This is a genomic window from Planktothrix sp. PLAVEN19ND (genome assembly GCF_057220675.1).
This window is the reverse complement of sequence record NZ_CM170132.1, coordinates 3,035,876-3,050,567: the sequence shown is the minus strand read 5'-3', so window position 1 is coordinate 3,050,567 and position 14,692 is coordinate 3,035,876. Positions and strand designations below refer to the sequence as shown.

The 14,692-nt window shown below is 38.1% G+C and carries 20 protein-coding genes and 1 riboswitch; of the genes, 6 read left to right on the top strand and 14 right to left on the bottom strand.

The genetic code is table 11. The features are described from left to right. Nucleotides 1-461 precede the first annotated feature (461 nt). The gene (locus tag AC2D3N_RS13470) at nt 462-1,871 is read right to left on the bottom strand and encodes a hypothetical protein (protein ID WP_484691140.1); all 1,410 of its coding nucleotides are present in this window, start codon (nt 1,869-1,871) and stop codon (nt 462-464) included. 622 nt (nt 1,872-2,493) lie between these two features. Between AC2D3N_RS13470 and AC2D3N_RS13465 the strand changes: the two genes are divergently transcribed. Continuing rightward, a complete protein-coding gene (locus AC2D3N_RS13465) occupies nt 2,494-3,507 on the top strand; it encodes an IS701 family transposase (protein WP_484691139.1) in 1,014 nt (337 codons plus the stop codon). Nucleotides 3,508-3,845: 338 nt separating this feature from the next. Continuing rightward, nucleotides 3,846-4,400 (top strand): hypothetical protein, encoded by a 555-nt coding sequence (locus tag AC2D3N_RS13460; protein ID WP_484691138.1) that lies wholly within the window; start codon nt 3,846-3,848, stop codon nt 4,398-4,400. 6 nt (nt 4,401-4,406) lie between these two features. Here the strand turns inward: AC2D3N_RS13460 and AC2D3N_RS13455 are convergent, their stop codons facing one another. The 12 genes from AC2D3N_RS13455 to AC2D3N_RS13400 form a co-directional block, all read right to left on the bottom strand. After that, a complete protein-coding gene (locus AC2D3N_RS13455) occupies nt 4,407-4,601 on the bottom strand; it encodes a hypothetical protein (protein ID WP_484691137.1) in 195 nt (64 codons plus the stop codon). Between the two features lie 113 nt (nt 4,602-4,714). Further along, nucleotides 4,715-5,071 carry a type II toxin-antitoxin system PemK/MazF family toxin gene (locus tag AC2D3N_RS13450; protein ID WP_484691136.1) on the bottom strand — a complete coding sequence of 119 codons (357 nt, stop codon included), beginning with the start codon at nt 5,069-5,071 and terminating at the stop codon, nt 4,715-4,717. After that, entirely contained in the window at nt 5,049-5,348 is a 300-nt protein-coding gene (locus AC2D3N_RS13445; RefSeq protein ID WP_484691135.1) for a hypothetical protein, read from the bottom strand. The genes AC2D3N_RS13450 and AC2D3N_RS13445 overlap by 23 nt, the downstream gene beginning before the upstream one ends. 83 nt (nt 5,349-5,431) lie before the next feature. Further along, a complete protein-coding gene (locus AC2D3N_RS13440; protein WP_484691134.1) occupies nt 5,432-5,653 on the bottom strand; it encodes a type II toxin-antitoxin system HicA family toxin in 222 nt (73 codons plus the stop codon). Continuing rightward, nucleotides 5,650-5,856: a type II toxin-antitoxin system HicB family antitoxin gene (locus AC2D3N_RS13435; RefSeq protein ID WP_484691133.1), complete on the bottom strand. Its 207-nt coding sequence runs from the start codon at nt 5,854-5,856 to the stop codon at nt 5,650-5,652. Before AC2D3N_RS13435 ends, AC2D3N_RS13440 begins: the two co-directional genes overlap by 4 nt. A 106-nt stretch (nt 5,857-5,962) precedes the next feature. Continuing rightward, nucleotides 5,963-8,938: an L-glutamate gamma-semialdehyde dehydrogenase gene (gene pruA, locus AC2D3N_RS13430; RefSeq protein WP_484691132.1), complete on the bottom strand. Its 2,976-nt coding sequence runs from the start codon at nt 8,936-8,938 to the stop codon at nt 5,963-5,965. A 137-nt stretch (nt 8,939-9,075) separates the two neighbouring features. Beyond that, on the bottom strand, nt 9,076-9,234 hold the full coding sequence (locus AC2D3N_RS13425; RefSeq protein ID WP_159451574.1) for a hypothetical protein: 159 nt from the start codon (nt 9,232-9,234) through the stop codon (nt 9,076-9,078). 56 nt (nt 9,235-9,290) lie between these two features. Next, entirely contained in the window at nt 9,291-9,482 is a 192-nt protein-coding gene (locus AC2D3N_RS13420) for a hypothetical protein (RefSeq protein ID WP_079681188.1), read from the bottom strand. Nucleotides 9,483-9,633: 151 nt separating this feature from the next. Further along, entirely contained in the window at nt 9,634-10,041 is a 408-nt protein-coding gene (locus AC2D3N_RS13415; RefSeq protein WP_079681187.1) for a barstar family protein, read from the bottom strand. Beyond that, on the bottom strand, nt 10,038-10,442 hold the full coding sequence (locus AC2D3N_RS13410) for a guanyl-specific ribonuclease (protein WP_079681186.1): 405 nt from the start codon (nt 10,440-10,442) through the stop codon (nt 10,038-10,040). The genes AC2D3N_RS13415 and AC2D3N_RS13410 overlap by 4 nt, the downstream gene beginning before the upstream one ends. Before the next feature lie 244 nt (nt 10,443-10,686). Then, a complete protein-coding gene (locus AC2D3N_RS13405) occupies nt 10,687-11,373 on the bottom strand; it encodes a hypothetical protein (RefSeq protein WP_484691131.1) in 687 nt (228 codons plus the stop codon). Nucleotides 11,374-11,406: 33 nt separating this feature from the next. Next, a complete protein-coding gene (locus AC2D3N_RS13400; RefSeq protein WP_484691130.1) occupies nt 11,407-11,967 on the bottom strand; it encodes a hypothetical protein in 561 nt (186 codons plus the stop codon). A 157-nt stretch (nt 11,968-12,124) separates the two neighbouring features. Between AC2D3N_RS13400 and AC2D3N_RS13395 the strand changes: the two genes are divergently transcribed. From AC2D3N_RS13395 to AC2D3N_RS13380, 4 genes are all read left to right on the top strand, one after another. Then, nucleotides 12,125-12,340, top strand: a complete 216-nt coding sequence (locus AC2D3N_RS13395) for a type II toxin-antitoxin system HicB family antitoxin (protein WP_484691129.1) — start codon at nt 12,125-12,127, stop codon at nt 12,338-12,340. 65 nt (nt 12,341-12,405) lie between these two features. Next, the gene (locus AC2D3N_RS13390; RefSeq protein WP_079681184.1) at nt 12,406-12,657 is read left to right on the top strand and encodes a type II toxin-antitoxin system Phd/YefM family antitoxin; all 252 of its coding nucleotides are present in this window, start codon (nt 12,406-12,408) and stop codon (nt 12,655-12,657) included. Between the two features lie 4 nt (nt 12,658-12,661). Beyond that, nucleotides 12,662-12,919: a type II toxin-antitoxin system mRNA interferase toxin, RelE/StbE family gene (locus AC2D3N_RS13385; RefSeq protein WP_079681183.1), complete on the top strand. Its 258-nt coding sequence runs from the start codon at nt 12,662-12,664 to the stop codon at nt 12,917-12,919. Between the two features lie 282 nt (nt 12,920-13,201). Next, the gene (locus AC2D3N_RS13380) at nt 13,202-14,068 is read left to right on the top strand and encodes an alpha/beta hydrolase (protein WP_484691128.1); all 867 of its coding nucleotides are present in this window, start codon (nt 13,202-13,204) and stop codon (nt 14,066-14,068) included. A gap of 163 nt (nt 14,069-14,231) precedes the next feature. Here the strand turns inward: AC2D3N_RS13380 and AC2D3N_RS13375 are convergent, their stop codons facing one another. Beyond that, complete coding sequence (locus AC2D3N_RS13375) at nt 14,232-14,411, bottom strand: hypothetical protein (protein WP_079681182.1); 180 nt, start codon at nt 14,409-14,411, stop codon at nt 14,232-14,234. A 37-nt stretch (nt 14,412-14,448) separates the two neighbouring features. Further along, nucleotides 14,449-14,537, bottom strand: a riboswitch (Glutamine riboswitch). Between the last annotated feature and the right edge of the window lie 155 nt (nt 14,538-14,692).

Genomic DNA, 14,692 nt, shown 5'->3' with positions numbered 1-14,692 from the left:
AAAACTTGTAGCCTAGCTCATGACACGACCTCCTAACGAATCAGAGGGACAGAGTAATAAATGGTCACATCTTAATCAATTTGAACGAAAATATCTAAAACAGGCAATTCAAGATTATGATCAGATTATGCTAGAAACTAACGTTAAAATCAATGAACGCCTTATTAGAAAATAAATTCTTACAAGCAATCAATATTTGTCAATCTTTAACAGAATAGAAGTCTAAACCAACTAATTCAACATTTCAATCCATTGAACTATTTTGTGAGGTTGCACAATCTCCTAGTGATTTTTTAAGTTTAACAAAAACCTATTTTAATCAGGACTTACGCATTGACACTAAATATGGTGGAATGGTGCGTAACGTTATATTAGCACTAACTCACCTTATTCATAGAGGCTTTGCGTAAGTCCTGAAGCCTTAACTCGTGAGTGAGAAAACTGTATCGCTTCCTTTTTGTTTACGAATCTGCTGTGTTTATTAATGGGATGCTTGTGGTTTTCACAACATTGGTTTTAAACTTGGCCTTCTCAACGTACTTGCAAGTATCAGTGGCTGGATCATATCGCAATATTGCCGATAACAGATACCCTTGGTAGGTAAAAGACTTCTTACCTGCTGGTACTGAGATTTCAATAGTTTCCGTTCTACTTGTACTCCATTCCTCTGTAAAAGATAGCTGAAATCCCACCTTGGTACCAATTTTTACGATTTCTGTACTAGCTTCAAATGAATACTCAACACTAAAAGATTGGGATGTCGCAAAAGTAAAACCATTGGTCAAACTCAGGCTATATGTTGATGTAGCCTCAGAATCTGTATTGTCCAGACAGCCCATCTGCTCTAAATCAGGAGAGTATAAAACAATCACTTCAACAAAGTTCTCTTTGGCAATCTTGGGCAAACTTTTTAGAATGGTATCACGGTTTGCAGGAGGCAAAGAAGGGAATATTTCTACCTTGCTCTTCACAGGTATTGATGACAGACCAAACGCCTTGAACAGTTTTTCTTTGAAATTAGTCTCGACATACAGTTTATCTGCCGCAAGAATATTTACATCTGCGTACAACACACTGCGAACATTTATTTCTATTGTTGCATCATGACAAAACCGATTCGGACTGCTTTTTTTGTAATTTTTGATATTTATATGCCACGAGATTGTTAATACGCCAATCCCATCACACTCCTCCTGAGATTGGTTGTAATTGTCTACCAAATATATTAGACGAGATTCTCGTTTATCATAGTCTTTTTTTTGGAGTTCAGCCTCATCAAGTGGAGCAATTATTGTGCTCAATACCGATTCCATATCCTCCTTTTGCAAGCCTTTAACAACAAGTGAAGAAGCATTAATCGCAACTTCAATGAACAGCTTCTTAATCGCGTCTACAGTCGTCTCATTTTGAAAATAGATAGGCGGATTATTTTCTTGACCTGCAAATCCTGGTTTATGCTCCTTAAGAAAATTAAAATGGGGTTCATATTGAATAAATGTTAGTTCAGCTAAGTATCCCCCACCTGTAACATTTGGTTCCCAGTTTGCGTTTGAAGATGGCTCCAATTCACTATAGAGTAGATTTCCAACATAGAGGGGATCTGCTAGCTGTTCAACATGAAACTCGCCCATCCCAAACAACTGATTGTCTTTGCTTCTCTTGGGTGCATAAATCCCGTATGATTCTACCTCTCCTTGAGGTAACTTAACTCTTACTTCATTGACAATAGAATCAAGTTTTACTGCGTGTGTAAACTCGCAACTTAATCCAATACCCTGCAATTGTTTGCTCAGATCTTCAGAATTTACTCTTGTTGGTTGATTCTGTTTTAAAGAAATGCGGACTTTTTTTATAGGAATTGATGTGGACATTGATATCCTCCTTTTGCATATATTGACTTACTTAACCAAGAAACTGTTGTGCCTTAACATATTTCCTGGATTGGGCATTGCTCACTATTAACGAATCGTTTGAGCATCGAGGATTTGGTGGAAATCACCCTCTCTATATAAAGAGAGCATTTTTACTCCAGGTTATTCAACTCGCACTCATCAAACGAAAGCTAGTAAACTCCTGTTTTGGAATGTTGCCTGCATCTGTCTAGTATGCAAATTTAGTTCGGTCTAAACAACCGAAGTTTAGGAATTTAAGAACGAACTTAAAATAATATTTCCCCTTTTGCCAAACTTAACCAACTACTTATGACCACGCACCCTCAGCCTTCCAATTAACCATTCACAATGCCGAAGTTAATGAGATTTCCTTAAATTACTTAACTTCGTCACTAGAAAAAAGCGAGTAAGATAGAAATAGATCAGTCAGGACTTACGCAAGCACACTATATATGGTGTGCGGTAAGCCAGCGAACGCTGCCAATTATTCAAGTATTTGCGCCAGCAATATAAAATTTAGACACAAAAATCATACTGATTGACAGATATTTAACAGTCAATATTTATGCTAAACTGATTAAGTTAACTTGGGGTGAAAAATATGTCGTTTAGCCAATTAGATTACTGCCAGTATCTATTAAGCAGTCCAAACAATTATACTTTAAATAACTTAGCCAACCACTTAGAAAACGTTAGCCATGATACCATAAACCGTTACTTAACCAAAGAAAATTTTACCTCGGAATCTTTGTGGCAAAATGTCAAAAAAGATATCCAAATAAGTGAAAATAGTGCGATCATTTTTGATGATACAGTGCTGGATAAAAGGTTTGGGGAAAAGATTGAATTAGTCCGTCGTCAATATAGCGGAACAGAACATCGTGTACTGTCAGGTATTGGGCTGGTTAACTGTGTTTATGTTAATCCAGAACTAGGTTTATTTTGGGTAATTGATTATCGCATATATCAGCCAGAGTATGATGATAAAACCAAACTAGATCATGTAGCTGATATGTTGAATAATCTGGTGACAGAAAAACAACTCCCCTTCGCAAAAGTCCTGATGGATAGTTGGTATGGGTCACAAAAACTAATGGCAATGATTGACGAATTAGGAAAAATTTATTATTGCCCATTGAAAAAGAATCGTTTAGTAGATGACACAGGAGGAAAAGAAAAATACCAATCAATTGAAAAGTTAAACTGGTCTAATACTGAAGAAAAATCAGGGAAGTTAATCAAAATCAAAAATTTCCCTAAATCTCATAAAGTCAAGCTATTTCGGGTTATTGTTTCTACCAACAGAACGGAATATGTAGCAACTAATGACTTAACTCAAGCATCCACATTGGATACGAAAAAAACCTGTGCTATTCGCTGGAAAATAGAGGAATTTCATCGAGAAATTAAGCAGTTAACAGGGATTGAATCTTGCCAGTGTCGTAAAGCTAGTATTCAAAGAAATCATATTGCTTGTGCCATTTTAGTTTGGAATCAATTGAAAAGATTAGCTCATCTGACTCAGAAAACAGTCTATCAGTTAAAAGCTGAATCTTTGTCAAGTTATTTAATCAAAGAATTGAATTTTCCTTCGATAAAAATGGAACTTGTTTGATTGTTTTGGGTTTATTTTTAAATAAATAATCAGGACTTTTTGGGACGATTGCTATTATCATTGGTATGCGATCGCCTACTTTTGACACTCTATATATAGCGTGCTTGCGTAAGTCCTGACTGATTCATTATTTGCAACGCCACCGTTGCTTACTGATATTAGATGGTGCTGACAGAATTCTCCAAGACTGTGAAGCAAAGATGACCTGTCGAGACGGGATCTGTCTTTTCCACCAAACCAAGGGGGCATACTGTGAGTTGTTGAGGAGAGTGGGGGAAGCGACTCATCAAAGTTGCTTAATCTTAACTAGCCGAGTTAAATTACACCAAATAACCCCGATGGAAGGAGAAACACGACCTGTACGGGTATTCCGTCTTCAAGGATTACAGGTAACAGACATCCAAAAACTTTTCCACACCAAAGGAAGTTTTAGCGGAACAAAAGACGACTGGAATCGATTCGTCGAATTTTATGCCGGAAATCCTCTAGTTGTCAACCGAATTGCTACAACAATTCAACAGTTATTTAATGGCAGCATCACTGATTTTTTAGAACAAAAAGTTACAGTTTTTGGTGCAATCTTCAACAGTTTAGACCAAGAATTTAAACAGTTGTCGGATACGGCTAAAGCCACTATTAAATGTATGGTAAACCATCGGCAACCCATTGACTTTTCCAAGTTGCGCTCCCAGATCCAATCCTCTGTTTCTTCCCAAACACTTCTGGAAACTTTGGAATTTTTGCAAGGGCGATCGTGGATTGATGCCAAAGCGGGTCTGTTTTCTCTCCAACCCATGATCGTTGAATATGTCAAATCTTTTCTAGTTGAAGAGAAGATCACCAAATTTCAACCCCTGGCTTTTTTGGAGCGAGAACGAAAGCTAGTTCCGTAAAAGGAACTATAGCATTTTTAAATAATTCTGTAAATCTTCTCGATCTTTCCACATTCCCACGCAAGGATCATCTTTAATGGAAATAAAAGACTTTTGAATTGAGGGTTGTTGACTGGCCAATTGTTTTTCTAGGTTTTGTCTTTCTTCCAATGTTAATGAAGAAATGATTTGAACTAAAGAATCGATGAGTTTATGGTTCATATTCTTTCAACTCCTCAATAATCTTATCTTAATTATAGCGCGATCGCCCTTTAACTTAAAAAGAGCGATCGCTTTTTAGGTTGCTAAAACACAACAACAAGTTATATTCTGTATTATTCAGACAGTAACTTACACAGTTTTTGAGTAATTTGTTCCTGTGTATCTTCGGATAATTGACCGAGTTCACGCAAGATAATAGATGATCGAACTGTGACTAAAAAATCTAACTTGATCGTTGAAGGTTTGTGTAACCCAGAGGCTTTAAAATCAGGGTGATCTGTATTTAGTAAAACATCTGATTCTGTTATATTAGTCGGAATTGTACTGGTAATCAACGCTAAAATAATATGATTATACTGCCCAATTGGATTGGTAAGACAAACCGCAGGACGGACTTTTGTTGCAGATAAATCATCAAATGGAAAAGGCACTAATACAACTTTACCTTTAGTCATAAAACGGCTTTCCATCAGTAATGGTGTAAATATCTTCTTCAGGGTTTTTTAGAAAGTCAAAGGCGGGATTGTTAGCAACTGCATGAAGCCATTCTTGAGTATTAGGTTCACTATAATTCTGTAAATCTTCTCGATCTTTCCAGATTCCCACGCAAGGATGATCTTTAATAGAAATAGAAGACTGTTGAATTGATGGTTGTTGACTGGCTAATTGTTTTTCTAGGTTTTGTCTTTCTTCCGGTGTTAATGAAGAAATAATTTGAACTAAAGAATCGATGAGTTTATAGTTCATATTCTTTCAAGTCGTGAATAATACCATATTAATTATAGCGCGATCGCCCTTTAAAAAAGAGCGATCGCTAATTTATATTTAATCTATAACAAGCTAATAAATTCATCCACTGTTAAACCTGAAGCTCTAATAATAGATCGCAAGGTTCCTTTATCGAGTTCTTGATGATTGGGTACAACCACCTGAGCTACAGGATCATCTCGAAACATTGAAATATGACTTCCCCTCTGACGCACAATATAAAAACCTGCTTTTTCCAATGCTCTCACACATTCTCGACCAGAAATGATCGGTAATTTACTCATACCGCTACTACCATAATTTCAAAGGGATCTTCTGGCAGAAGTTGCCCTTTTTCTTGACACACTTCAATATAAAGCTCAATCGCTTCTTTAATATTTATCAACGCTTCTTCTTTTGTTTTTCCTTGACTAATACAGCCAGGTAAACTCGGACATTCAACTACCCAATAGCCATCTTCACCCGGATAAATGATCACTTGTCTCATTAGGGTTTCCTCCTTTTTTTATGATTATAGCGCGATCGCTCCTTTAAAAAAAAGCGATCGCCTTATCTTCTTCCCTCCCCTTAGTAAAGGGAGGGTTAGGGTGGGGTTATTCCATCCCTTCAATGGGGGCAAAACCTTGACGTTGAATATTTTCAGTAATGTGACGGGGTTCTAAGAATTGTAATAAATAATCCGGGCCCCCCGCCTTAGAACCCACACCAGAAAGTTTGAACCCACCGAAGGGTTGACGGGAAACAATTGCCCCCGTAATGCCTCGGTTAATATACAAATTTCCCACTTCAAATTCCGCTTTAGCCTTGCTAATATGGGAGGGAGTTCGGGAATATAAACCCCCGGTTAAAGCAAAATTAGTCCCATTGGCAATATCTAAAGCCTCCTCAAAGTTTTGTGCTTTCATCACGGATAAAACAGGCCCAAAAATTTCCTCTTGGGCGATTTTTGCCGTCGGTAAAACATTAATAAATACCGTTGGCCCGACAAAATAACCGGTTTCCGGTGCAGTCACTTGGATCGCTAATTCTGCTTCTTGTTTACCAATCTCAATATACTCCTTAATCTTCTGTTGAGCATTGGCATCAATCACTGGCCCCACTTGCGTACTTAATAACGCCGCATCTCCCACATTTAAAGACCGTACCGCCTCCGTTAAACGGTTAACAAACGCCTGATAAACGGGTTCCAACACCACCACCCGGGAACAGGCGGAACATTTTTGCCCCGTATACCCAAAGGCAGAATAGACTACCCCCGCCACCGCTTGGTCAAGGTCGGCACTCTCATCGACAATAACGGCATTTTTGCCCCCCATTTCCGCAACCACCCGCTTCAGGTGTTTCTGTCCGGGTTTCAGCAGTGCCGCCTCAGCATAAATGCGGCACCCGACTTCCTGGGAACCCGTGAAGGTAATCATGTGAACCTCCGGGTGTTGTACCATGTAGGAACCCACCGTTGAGCCTTTCCCTGGCACAAATTGGAACACACCCGGTGGCACACCCGCATCCACCAATACTTCCGTAATTTTAGCACCGATCACCGATGACACTTCCGCAGGCTTGAGTAACGTGCAGTTACCCGTTACCAAAGATGCTACCGTCATGCCCACGGGAATCGCCAGGGGGAAATTCCAGGGGGAAATAATCAGAGAAATACCGCGGGGTTGATAGTTATAACGGTTAGTTTCTCCAGCAGTATCATACTGGTAGCCCTGATCTAACCGTTCCATTTCATCGGCATAATAGCGACAAAAATCAATCGCCTCCGATACCTCAGCATCGCACTGGTGCAGGGGTTTACCCACTTCATAGACCATCCAAGCACTGAACTCCGCCCGCCGTTGTTCAAACAGGTCGGCGGCTTTGCGTAGCACACCTGCCCGTTCTCGCACGGGGGTATGCCGCCAGGCGGGGAATGCGGCTTTAGCGGCTTGAATAGCGGTTTCCGCTTGGTCAACAGTAATTAACCCGACTTTCCCAACAATTTCCGAAGGGTTAGAAGGGTTTACCGAGTCCACCATTTGGGCGGTATTGACATATTGACCATTAATTAAGGGGTTATAGGTTTGTCCCAATTGATTATAGACAATTTCTAAAGCCCGCACCCCTTTATCGCGTAAAGCAGCATTAGAAAAATTGGTATCGGCTGAATTAGGAAATACGGGTTTCCAAGTCTCAAAAATATTGCTATTCGGGTTATCTTTCGGGGGAGATAATAACTCCTCAACCGGGCGATTTTCTGAACTTTGGCGCACAAAAGAACTATTAGCCGTATTTTCTAATAACCGCCGAATTAAATAGGACATTCCAGGTAGTAAATCCCCATAAGGACAATACATTCTCACCCGATATCCTTTCTGAACTAAGGCTTTAGCCAGTTGGTCACCCATGCCATATAAAACCTGCATTTCAAAGGCACGACTGGGTACATTTAAGGTTTCGGCAATGGCGATCGCTCTAGCTTGAGAACGGACATTATGACTACCAATAGCTGAATAAATATATTGATAATTTTCTAACATCAATTTAGTCAACCGTTCAAAATTAGCATCCGTCGCCGCCTTATCATTATAAACGGGTTGGGGCCAGTCATTCTGCATCGATTTAATCGTTTCTTGATCCCAATAGGCCCCTTTTACCAGTCGCACACTCACCGGATATCCCCGTAATTTCACCCATTCTATAATCCCTTCTAAATCCTTTTGAGATTCTCGTAAATAGGCTTGCACCGTCATCCCAATATCGGTACGGCTGCGAAATTCTGATTCCATCAACAGATTTTTTAAAATGCTGAAGGTTAAATCTTTATAGGCGTATTGTTCCATATCAAAATGAACAGCCGCCCCCAATTCCTGCGCCCGCCGTAATAAAATACGGATACGTTCACCGACTTTTTCTTCGCTGCCTTTCGCATCTAAAGGATCAAATTGGGAATAAAAAGCGGTTAATTTAACCGAAACTTGCACTTTAGGAATGGGGTCACCATCGGCTTGATCAATTTGGGGAATATTCTGCCATTTTTTAGCAGCCTCACTGAGTTTTTCCATCAATTCTAAATAATTATTGAGATAGGATTGTGCCTCAGTTTCCGTAATGACTGCTTCCCCTAATAAATCAACAGTAAACGCCATTTTATCTTTGCGTAACTGTTCTAAAGTTTTAATTACCTTGGGGATATTTTCCCCGGCAATATATTTTTGGGCTAAGGTTTCCACCGCCGGGGCTACGGTGGTCGCCGCCAGTTGTCCGGGTACGGAGTCGGGGTTGGCAAAGTTGAGTAATTTTTTTAACATATCGGGAAGTTCGACTGCTTCCGTTGTCAAATATTCTTGCAAGTGTGCCGCTATTTCGGATTTACTCCGTAACGCGGGTAAACAGTCAATAAAATGAAATAATTGTACCCGTAAACCTGGGTTTGCCATTGTCCAGTCAAGGAGCTTATCATCTAAGCGCATTTGGTCTTGTAACTGTCCGAACAATGAGCGTTTTTTTTCTTGGGTCGCCGCCAGTAATTGTTTAGCAATTTCTAGGGTTTTGAGTTCGTAGGTGTCAGGGTATTGTGCAACCACTGTTGAATGTCTCCAATTAAGATACAGCATAAGAATTGAGGGGAAATGTCAGGAAGTTCTGACAATTATTTCCCCTCAATTGTGTTTAGGTTCATTTCTTCTATTGTACGTCTAAAAGGGTGACTGGATTTACAGTGTTAAATTAGATTTATAATTTGATTAACAATTCTATCAACATCTTGAATTAATAATCTAGCCTGAGTTATGGTAATTTGCTCTTGAGGTGCTTTATAAGTATCATCAGATTGAAACTCAGGATAGAGAAACTTTTCTTGATAAATTTTCTTCGCACTCATAGACAATAATTCCCTGTTTAAATTCCTGTATTAAGTCCGGTTTAATATCATTATAGTTAAAAACATGAAAAATAGGCATCAACAATAATTAAATCAATCCCATGTAACTGTTTAATTGTCTTGATTTCAGCAGAAATACTGTTGTTAATCCTCTGATAAAATCCCAGAAAATCATCAGGGTATGATTGCAGGGAAATTGTTAACTCCTTAATTGTATCTCTAATATTGTCTATATCAACAACAATCATATCAACTCTCCTGAGTAAACTAATGTATCTACTAATTATAAACGATAACATAAACCCAATCATTATGTCTTCCCTATTTCCCCTGGGAATGTAAACAGCAGGCGGAACCTGCAAAATAGCATTGCTAGGTGGAGTCTGGCAACGAGGGGAATTAAGGACTGATTAATAATACATAAAATTGCTTATTTCTCTTAATCCAATAGGCGATCGCTTCTGAAAAAATATCGTTTAATATTTGCCAATCATTCGGATGATCCTGGGCGAAATTTTGCCATTGATCATAAACAAGCAAATAGGATGAAGCATCACACCAACTCAGATCCGTAATACAATCTTGCCAAGCATCCCAATTATAGCCAAAATATTCCGGTAAATTAACTACGATGCTGGCGGTGTTCAGAAAATCAGCTTTATTGTTAATTGAAGTTCCGTCAAAATAAAATAACTGACAGTCATATTCTTGACACAGTTGAGATAAGTCCTCGGGCGAAATATCTAAGGGAAACTGATAAATATTGGGCTGACTTTTGCCCTGGATCAGATCTAATATTTGATTCATTGTCTTAAAACCCTAAAAAAACTTTGATAATGGTCGCTGGTGTAATAAATTTCCCCCTGACTCCCGACGACAAAACGCCTTGCCCCCCGATGTCCTATCCCGGGAGTGGGTATGGTATATTCTCGATAATAACCCTTTGGTTTATAGGGTAATAATTTTTCTTGATTAAAGAAAGTTGATCCATCTTTTTCCGGGTAGGGAAAAGGGCCGCCCTGATCAATTAATTTTAAAGTATTTCGGGCTTCCGGTGGCAGTTGACTCAAGTTAACCGTCGGAACTTGAGCAACGATCAGGGTTTCCGTTGCAGAAACGGGAGAAAGGTGAAAATGAGAGGTAATCGTAACGGTAAAACAGACTAAATAAGTCAGGAAAAAGATTAATCCTTTTCTCAAAAAAGACATAATTTTTGATTCAATACCTCCTAAATATTATTAAAATCATATCATGGTTTTGGATATCTCTCATAACCCTGTAGGGGCGAGGCGCGCCTCGCCCCTACGAGGTATTGGGATATTATCAACAATACCACTAAGCAATATTTCGTTGTTGTGATCAGACAAACCCTACCTGTTTTTAAAATAGGGATTATATTCTTATCGACTCAACCATAAGCATCAAATAGATCTGAATTTAGTGGTAATCTTTTCAAGTTGTAAGCTCATCATTCATCTTTTGGAGATTCTCAATATCAGACTTATGAAGTTGTTCTTGGCGTTCTGTAAGCCATTGATAAAAATTTTGAATTAAGATAAAGTATTCATTAGATAAATAAATTAGAGATAAGTTATCTCCTAGTGTTTCCAAATAAGACCTTGAGCTTTTCCATTCACCCCACTGTTTTAGAATGTTTACATCAAGACGCATACTCATTTCTATATCTTCTGCAAATTCGATTTGCAACGCGGGGATAGGTAAGGTGTAATGCTGTGTATAGTTCCGCAAATACTGCACAAACTTTTGAACATCATTGTTGGCAATATCTTGATCAATTTTTGCTTGGTATTCCTTTATAAACTCTTGGTTAGAGTACAGTCTCTTAACAATAACTCTTGTATGGTCAACTAATGTTTTTGCCGATGCCAGAAAGTTATGGAATAGTCTTGAAGTTTCATCAATTAAAAGATTAACTTCCTTTTGTTTGTCAATATTGTTGTACAAAGACAACGATTCTCTCAGATTTTTGAGATGCTCCAGATATTTTATAAGCTCATTGTAATTTACGGCAAAGACCCTATAGCTTGCACTTAAAGCTTGTAAGTTCCGGTAAATTTCCATTTCTGGTGAGGCTTCTAACTGATCTAAACGGATACCAAATTCTGTCTTGTGTCGCATACATTTTTTTAAAATAAATTTACACACTCTTGATCACCCAAACAAAAATCGTAGTCTGTCATCCTGTGGATTGACACCCCAAGCCTTTAATGTTGGTACGGCATCTCCACCATTAAGACCCAACCTTTGAATGTTTTGCTGTTCGCAGTCTAAGAAATAAGCATCACAACAATAAGACTCACGAACTTGAGGATCACAAAACAAAATGTCATCTTTAGTTCGGATCAGTAGCGGTTCTCGAGTAATATTATTTTCGTCGTTTCCCTTCGACTGCTCAAAAGCATCGGATGGCGATACATTTATATAGTGGTCTGACTTTCCAGATAACCTCATAGCAAGCGTCACCATATCTGCTAGTTCTAATGTAGTAGCTATCCAAAACCCTGCACTATGCAAAGATTCTACTCGCCACTGCATATTTAATGTTGTATCATTATTTATACTTTCAAAGTAGTAGCAGTCACTCAAGCCCTCAATTTGGGTTACAGGAATTACAATGGCTATCTGATCCCAATAGCTTTTTACAAACTCGCTAAGAAAAGGCTCTTGAATGAGCAGACGCGATTTATCATCCAGAATTAAGAAGTTGTGCATCCTGTGAATTTTCAGTTATAACTATGATATCTCCTATGATAGCAACAAATTCGCTTCATTATTGGTGGATCATTGTGGAACTATTTTGCTGTTGGGTCATTAATAGTGTTAAACTAAACCTATTGACTTAGTATAATAGCAGGTGATTCAGAAAACTATGCTAAAAAACATTGAAGTTCGGCTAGAAATATTTCAAGAAGGTAATTTTTATGTAGCCCTTTGTCCTGATTTAGATGTTTCTAGTTTTGGTGAAACCCTGGAAGAAGCAAAACAATCTGTTCAAGAAGCATTAGAAACTTTTTTTGAAGAATGCGAAATAATGGGAACATTAAGCATTGTTTTGGAAGAAGCGGGTTTTATGCAACAGAATTGAAGTATGTCATAATATTGTTAAATATCGCTTTCCGTTATTTATGAACTTAACAAAGAGGTTAAACCATGTATCATGTGACAGGAGAATATGCTAAAAACAACTTCAGTGAAGTTTTAGAAAAAGCCAGTACGGAACCGGGAGGAGTTGTTATTGTTCAGGAAAATAAAAGTTTCATTCTCATCAGTCAAGAAGAATTAGAAAGCTGGATAGAAACCGCCGAACTACTTCAAGATAAAACTTTAATTGCTGATATTGAAGCCTCTCGTCAAGAATATCATCAGGGGGAAGTTTTCACAATGGATCAACTTCTGGATTAAAACTATGGCAGATTATCAAATCTTATTTTCTAAATCTGCTCAGAAAGATATTGCTCAACTGACCTCCCAGCAAAAAGCAAAGTTAAAGCAAATTTTGCAAGATATTATCTCTAAAAATCCTTATCTTGGAAAATCGCTTAAAGGTCAGCTAGAGGGATTATATTCTTATCGTCTCAACCGTAAAGATCGAATTGTTTATGAAATTTTAGAAACCGATAAAGTGGTCTTTATAATTAGAACAAAAACCCATTACGGCGATTAATTGTGGTGATCAACTTAACTTTTTATTGTTGCACTGTTTCGCCATTAGGTTATTAATAATTGATCCCCCCTAACCTCCCTTAAAAAAAGGGAAGAAAGCATCTCTCGTTAGAGTGGAAATGGGTTGTTCAAAATTCTTGCGAAATTAAGCGGAAATGGGTTGATCTCCACCGAAAAGAATAGGGTTGTGTGCAAAGACCCTTTTTTCTCTTTTTAACTTAACTTATTTAAGAGATAAAAAAGATTAAAAAAGGTGATTCTATTCAGAATGGGAGGGGTTAAAATGATGTTACATTCAATTTTAATAATTCTGTTTCAAGGAGGACTAACTCTTTTAGCGGTGGGTGCGATCGCTTATTTCTGTGTTTGTCTATTTATGTTTTTTCAACAAACCCGATTTATTTTTTTCCCCTCTCATTTAATTTCCATCACCCCGGATGATGTGGGTTTATTTTATCAAGATATTGAGTTAACAATTCCCACTCCTTCAGGAAAAATAGAAATGATACATTGTTGGTGGATTCCTTCAGAAACTAATCCTAATCAAAAAGTGATTATTGATTTACATGGAAACCGCAATACCATCGGGGCAAATGTGGGATATGCGGAACAATTTCACCAAATGGGTTTATCGGTTTTATTAGTGGAATATCGGGGATATGGGCGCAGTACCGACCGCTTTCCTTCGGAAAAAACAGTTTATGAAGATGTAGAAGCAGTCTGGAATTATTTAGTCAATGAACGCCAAATTAATCCTAATAATATTTATGTTTTTGGTCATTCATTAGGAGGAGCGATCGCAATTGATTTAGCCTGCAAACATCCTGAAATTGCTGGATTAATTATTGAAAGTTCCTTTACTAATATTCGAGAAATGATTGATTATAAAAATAGATATTGGATGTTTCCCATTGATTTAATTTTAACCCAAAAATTTGACTCCTTAGCTAAAATTTCTGCCTTAGAAATGCCAATATTATTAACCCATGGAACCGAAGATGAGTTAATTCCCAAAACCATGAGTGAAGACCTATTTAACGCCGCCACAGAACCGAAGCAGCTTTTAATTGTTGCGGGTGCGGGTCATAATAATGTTAGACAGGTTGGAGGGAATCAATATTGGGAAACAGTACAAGAATTTTTAACTTGATATAGTAGGGAACAGGGAATAGGGAATAGGGAACAGGAACATAGCCAGTTTCAAAACAGGTAAGGGTGACTGATAAGCCACCCCTACAAATAATATTATCGAATAGAAAATAGTATAAAACTCAATAAATTGAGATTAACCGTTTTCCTCGAACCCGATTTCCTTATAATTCGGATGGGGTTGTTTGAGCATCGTTCTGAGAAAGTTCGGGAGCTACTTGGTGATTTAATGCCGCTACAAGCTGACGTTTCACTTTTGTCGCCCACAAATCAAAATCGAAACTTTCACTGGTTGGAATATCCTCTGAAGAAGTTTCGCGCACAGTTTCTTTACTTAAAGTCATGGTTTTTCGCCTCCTGTTTCAACTCGCAGTGAAGACAGGCGCGTTCCTTCGGGAGAACTCCCTACTTCCGTCTTTTAGTAGTTATTTTGGTATGCGAGAATCAAAGACTACCAAGAGATGAACGATTTCACTACTCTTTCCGATCCTAACACTAAATCTAATTAATATCAAATTATCTTATGCTAATTTTACATCATTATTATACGTTTTTTGCTCTATCTCTGGTACCAATCTCAATCTTTGCTTTTACATCTGTCCGATGAGATATCTTGTTGCTCAAT

Coding starts and splice junctions, on each gene's coding strand:
- AC2D3N_RS13470 (WP_484691140.1), bottom strand. CDS start 1,871: ATGTCCACATCAATTCCTATAAAAAAAGTCCGCATTTCTTTAAAACAG.
- AC2D3N_RS13465 (WP_484691139.1), top strand. CDS start 2,494: ATGTCGTTTAGCCAATTAGATTACTGCCAGTATCTATTAAGCAGTCCA.
- AC2D3N_RS13460 (WP_484691138.1), top strand. CDS start 3,846: ATGGAAGGAGAAACACGACCTGTACGGGTATTCCGTCTTCAAGGATTA.
- AC2D3N_RS13455 (WP_484691137.1), bottom strand. CDS start 4,601: ATGAACCATAAACTCATCGATTCTTTAGTTCAAATCATTTCTTCATTA.
- AC2D3N_RS13450 (WP_484691136.1), bottom strand. CDS start 5,071: ATGGAAAGCCGTTTTATGACTAAAGGTAAAGTTGTATTAGTGCCTTTT.
- AC2D3N_RS13445 (WP_484691135.1), bottom strand. CDS start 5,348: ATGAACTATAAACTCATCGATTCTTTAGTTCAAATTATTTCTTCATTA.
- AC2D3N_RS13440 (WP_484691134.1), bottom strand. CDS start 5,653: ATGAGTAAATTACCGATCATTTCTGGTCGAGAATGTGTGAGAGCATTG.
- AC2D3N_RS13435 (WP_484691133.1), bottom strand. CDS start 5,856: ATGAGACAAGTGATCATTTATCCGGGTGAAGATGGCTATTGGGTAGTT.
- AC2D3N_RS13425 (WP_159451574.1), bottom strand. CDS start 9,234: ATGAGTGCGAAGAAAATTTATCAAGAAAAGTTTCTCTATCCTGAGTTT.
- AC2D3N_RS13420 (WP_079681188.1), bottom strand. CDS start 9,482: ATGATTGTTGTTGATATAGACAATATTAGAGATACAATTAAGGAGTTA.
- AC2D3N_RS13415 (WP_079681187.1), bottom strand. CDS start 10,041: ATGAATCAAATATTAGATCTGATCCAGGGCAAAAGTCAGCCCAATATT.
- AC2D3N_RS13410 (WP_079681186.1), bottom strand. CDS start 10,442: ATGTCTTTTTTGAGAAAAGGATTAATCTTTTTCCTGACTTATTTAGTC.
- AC2D3N_RS13405 (WP_484691131.1), bottom strand. CDS start 11,373: ATGCGACACAAGACAGAATTTGGTATCCGTTTAGATCAGTTAGAAGCC.
- AC2D3N_RS13400 (WP_484691130.1), bottom strand. CDS start 11,967: ATGCACAACTTCTTAATTCTGGATGATAAATCGCGTCTGCTCATTCAA.
- AC2D3N_RS13395 (WP_484691129.1), top strand. CDS start 12,125: ATGCTAAAAAACATTGAAGTTCGGCTAGAAATATTTCAAGAAGGTAAT.
- AC2D3N_RS13390 (WP_079681184.1), top strand. CDS start 12,406: ATGTATCATGTGACAGGAGAATATGCTAAAAACAACTTCAGTGAAGTT.
- AC2D3N_RS13385 (WP_079681183.1), top strand. CDS start 12,662: ATGGCAGATTATCAAATCTTATTTTCTAAATCTGCTCAGAAAGATATT.
- AC2D3N_RS13380 (WP_484691128.1), top strand. CDS start 13,202: ATGATGTTACATTCAATTTTAATAATTCTGTTTCAAGGAGGACTAACT.
- AC2D3N_RS13375 (WP_079681182.1), bottom strand. CDS start 14,411: ATGACTTTAAGTAAAGAAACTGTGCGCGAAACTTCTTCAGAGGATATT.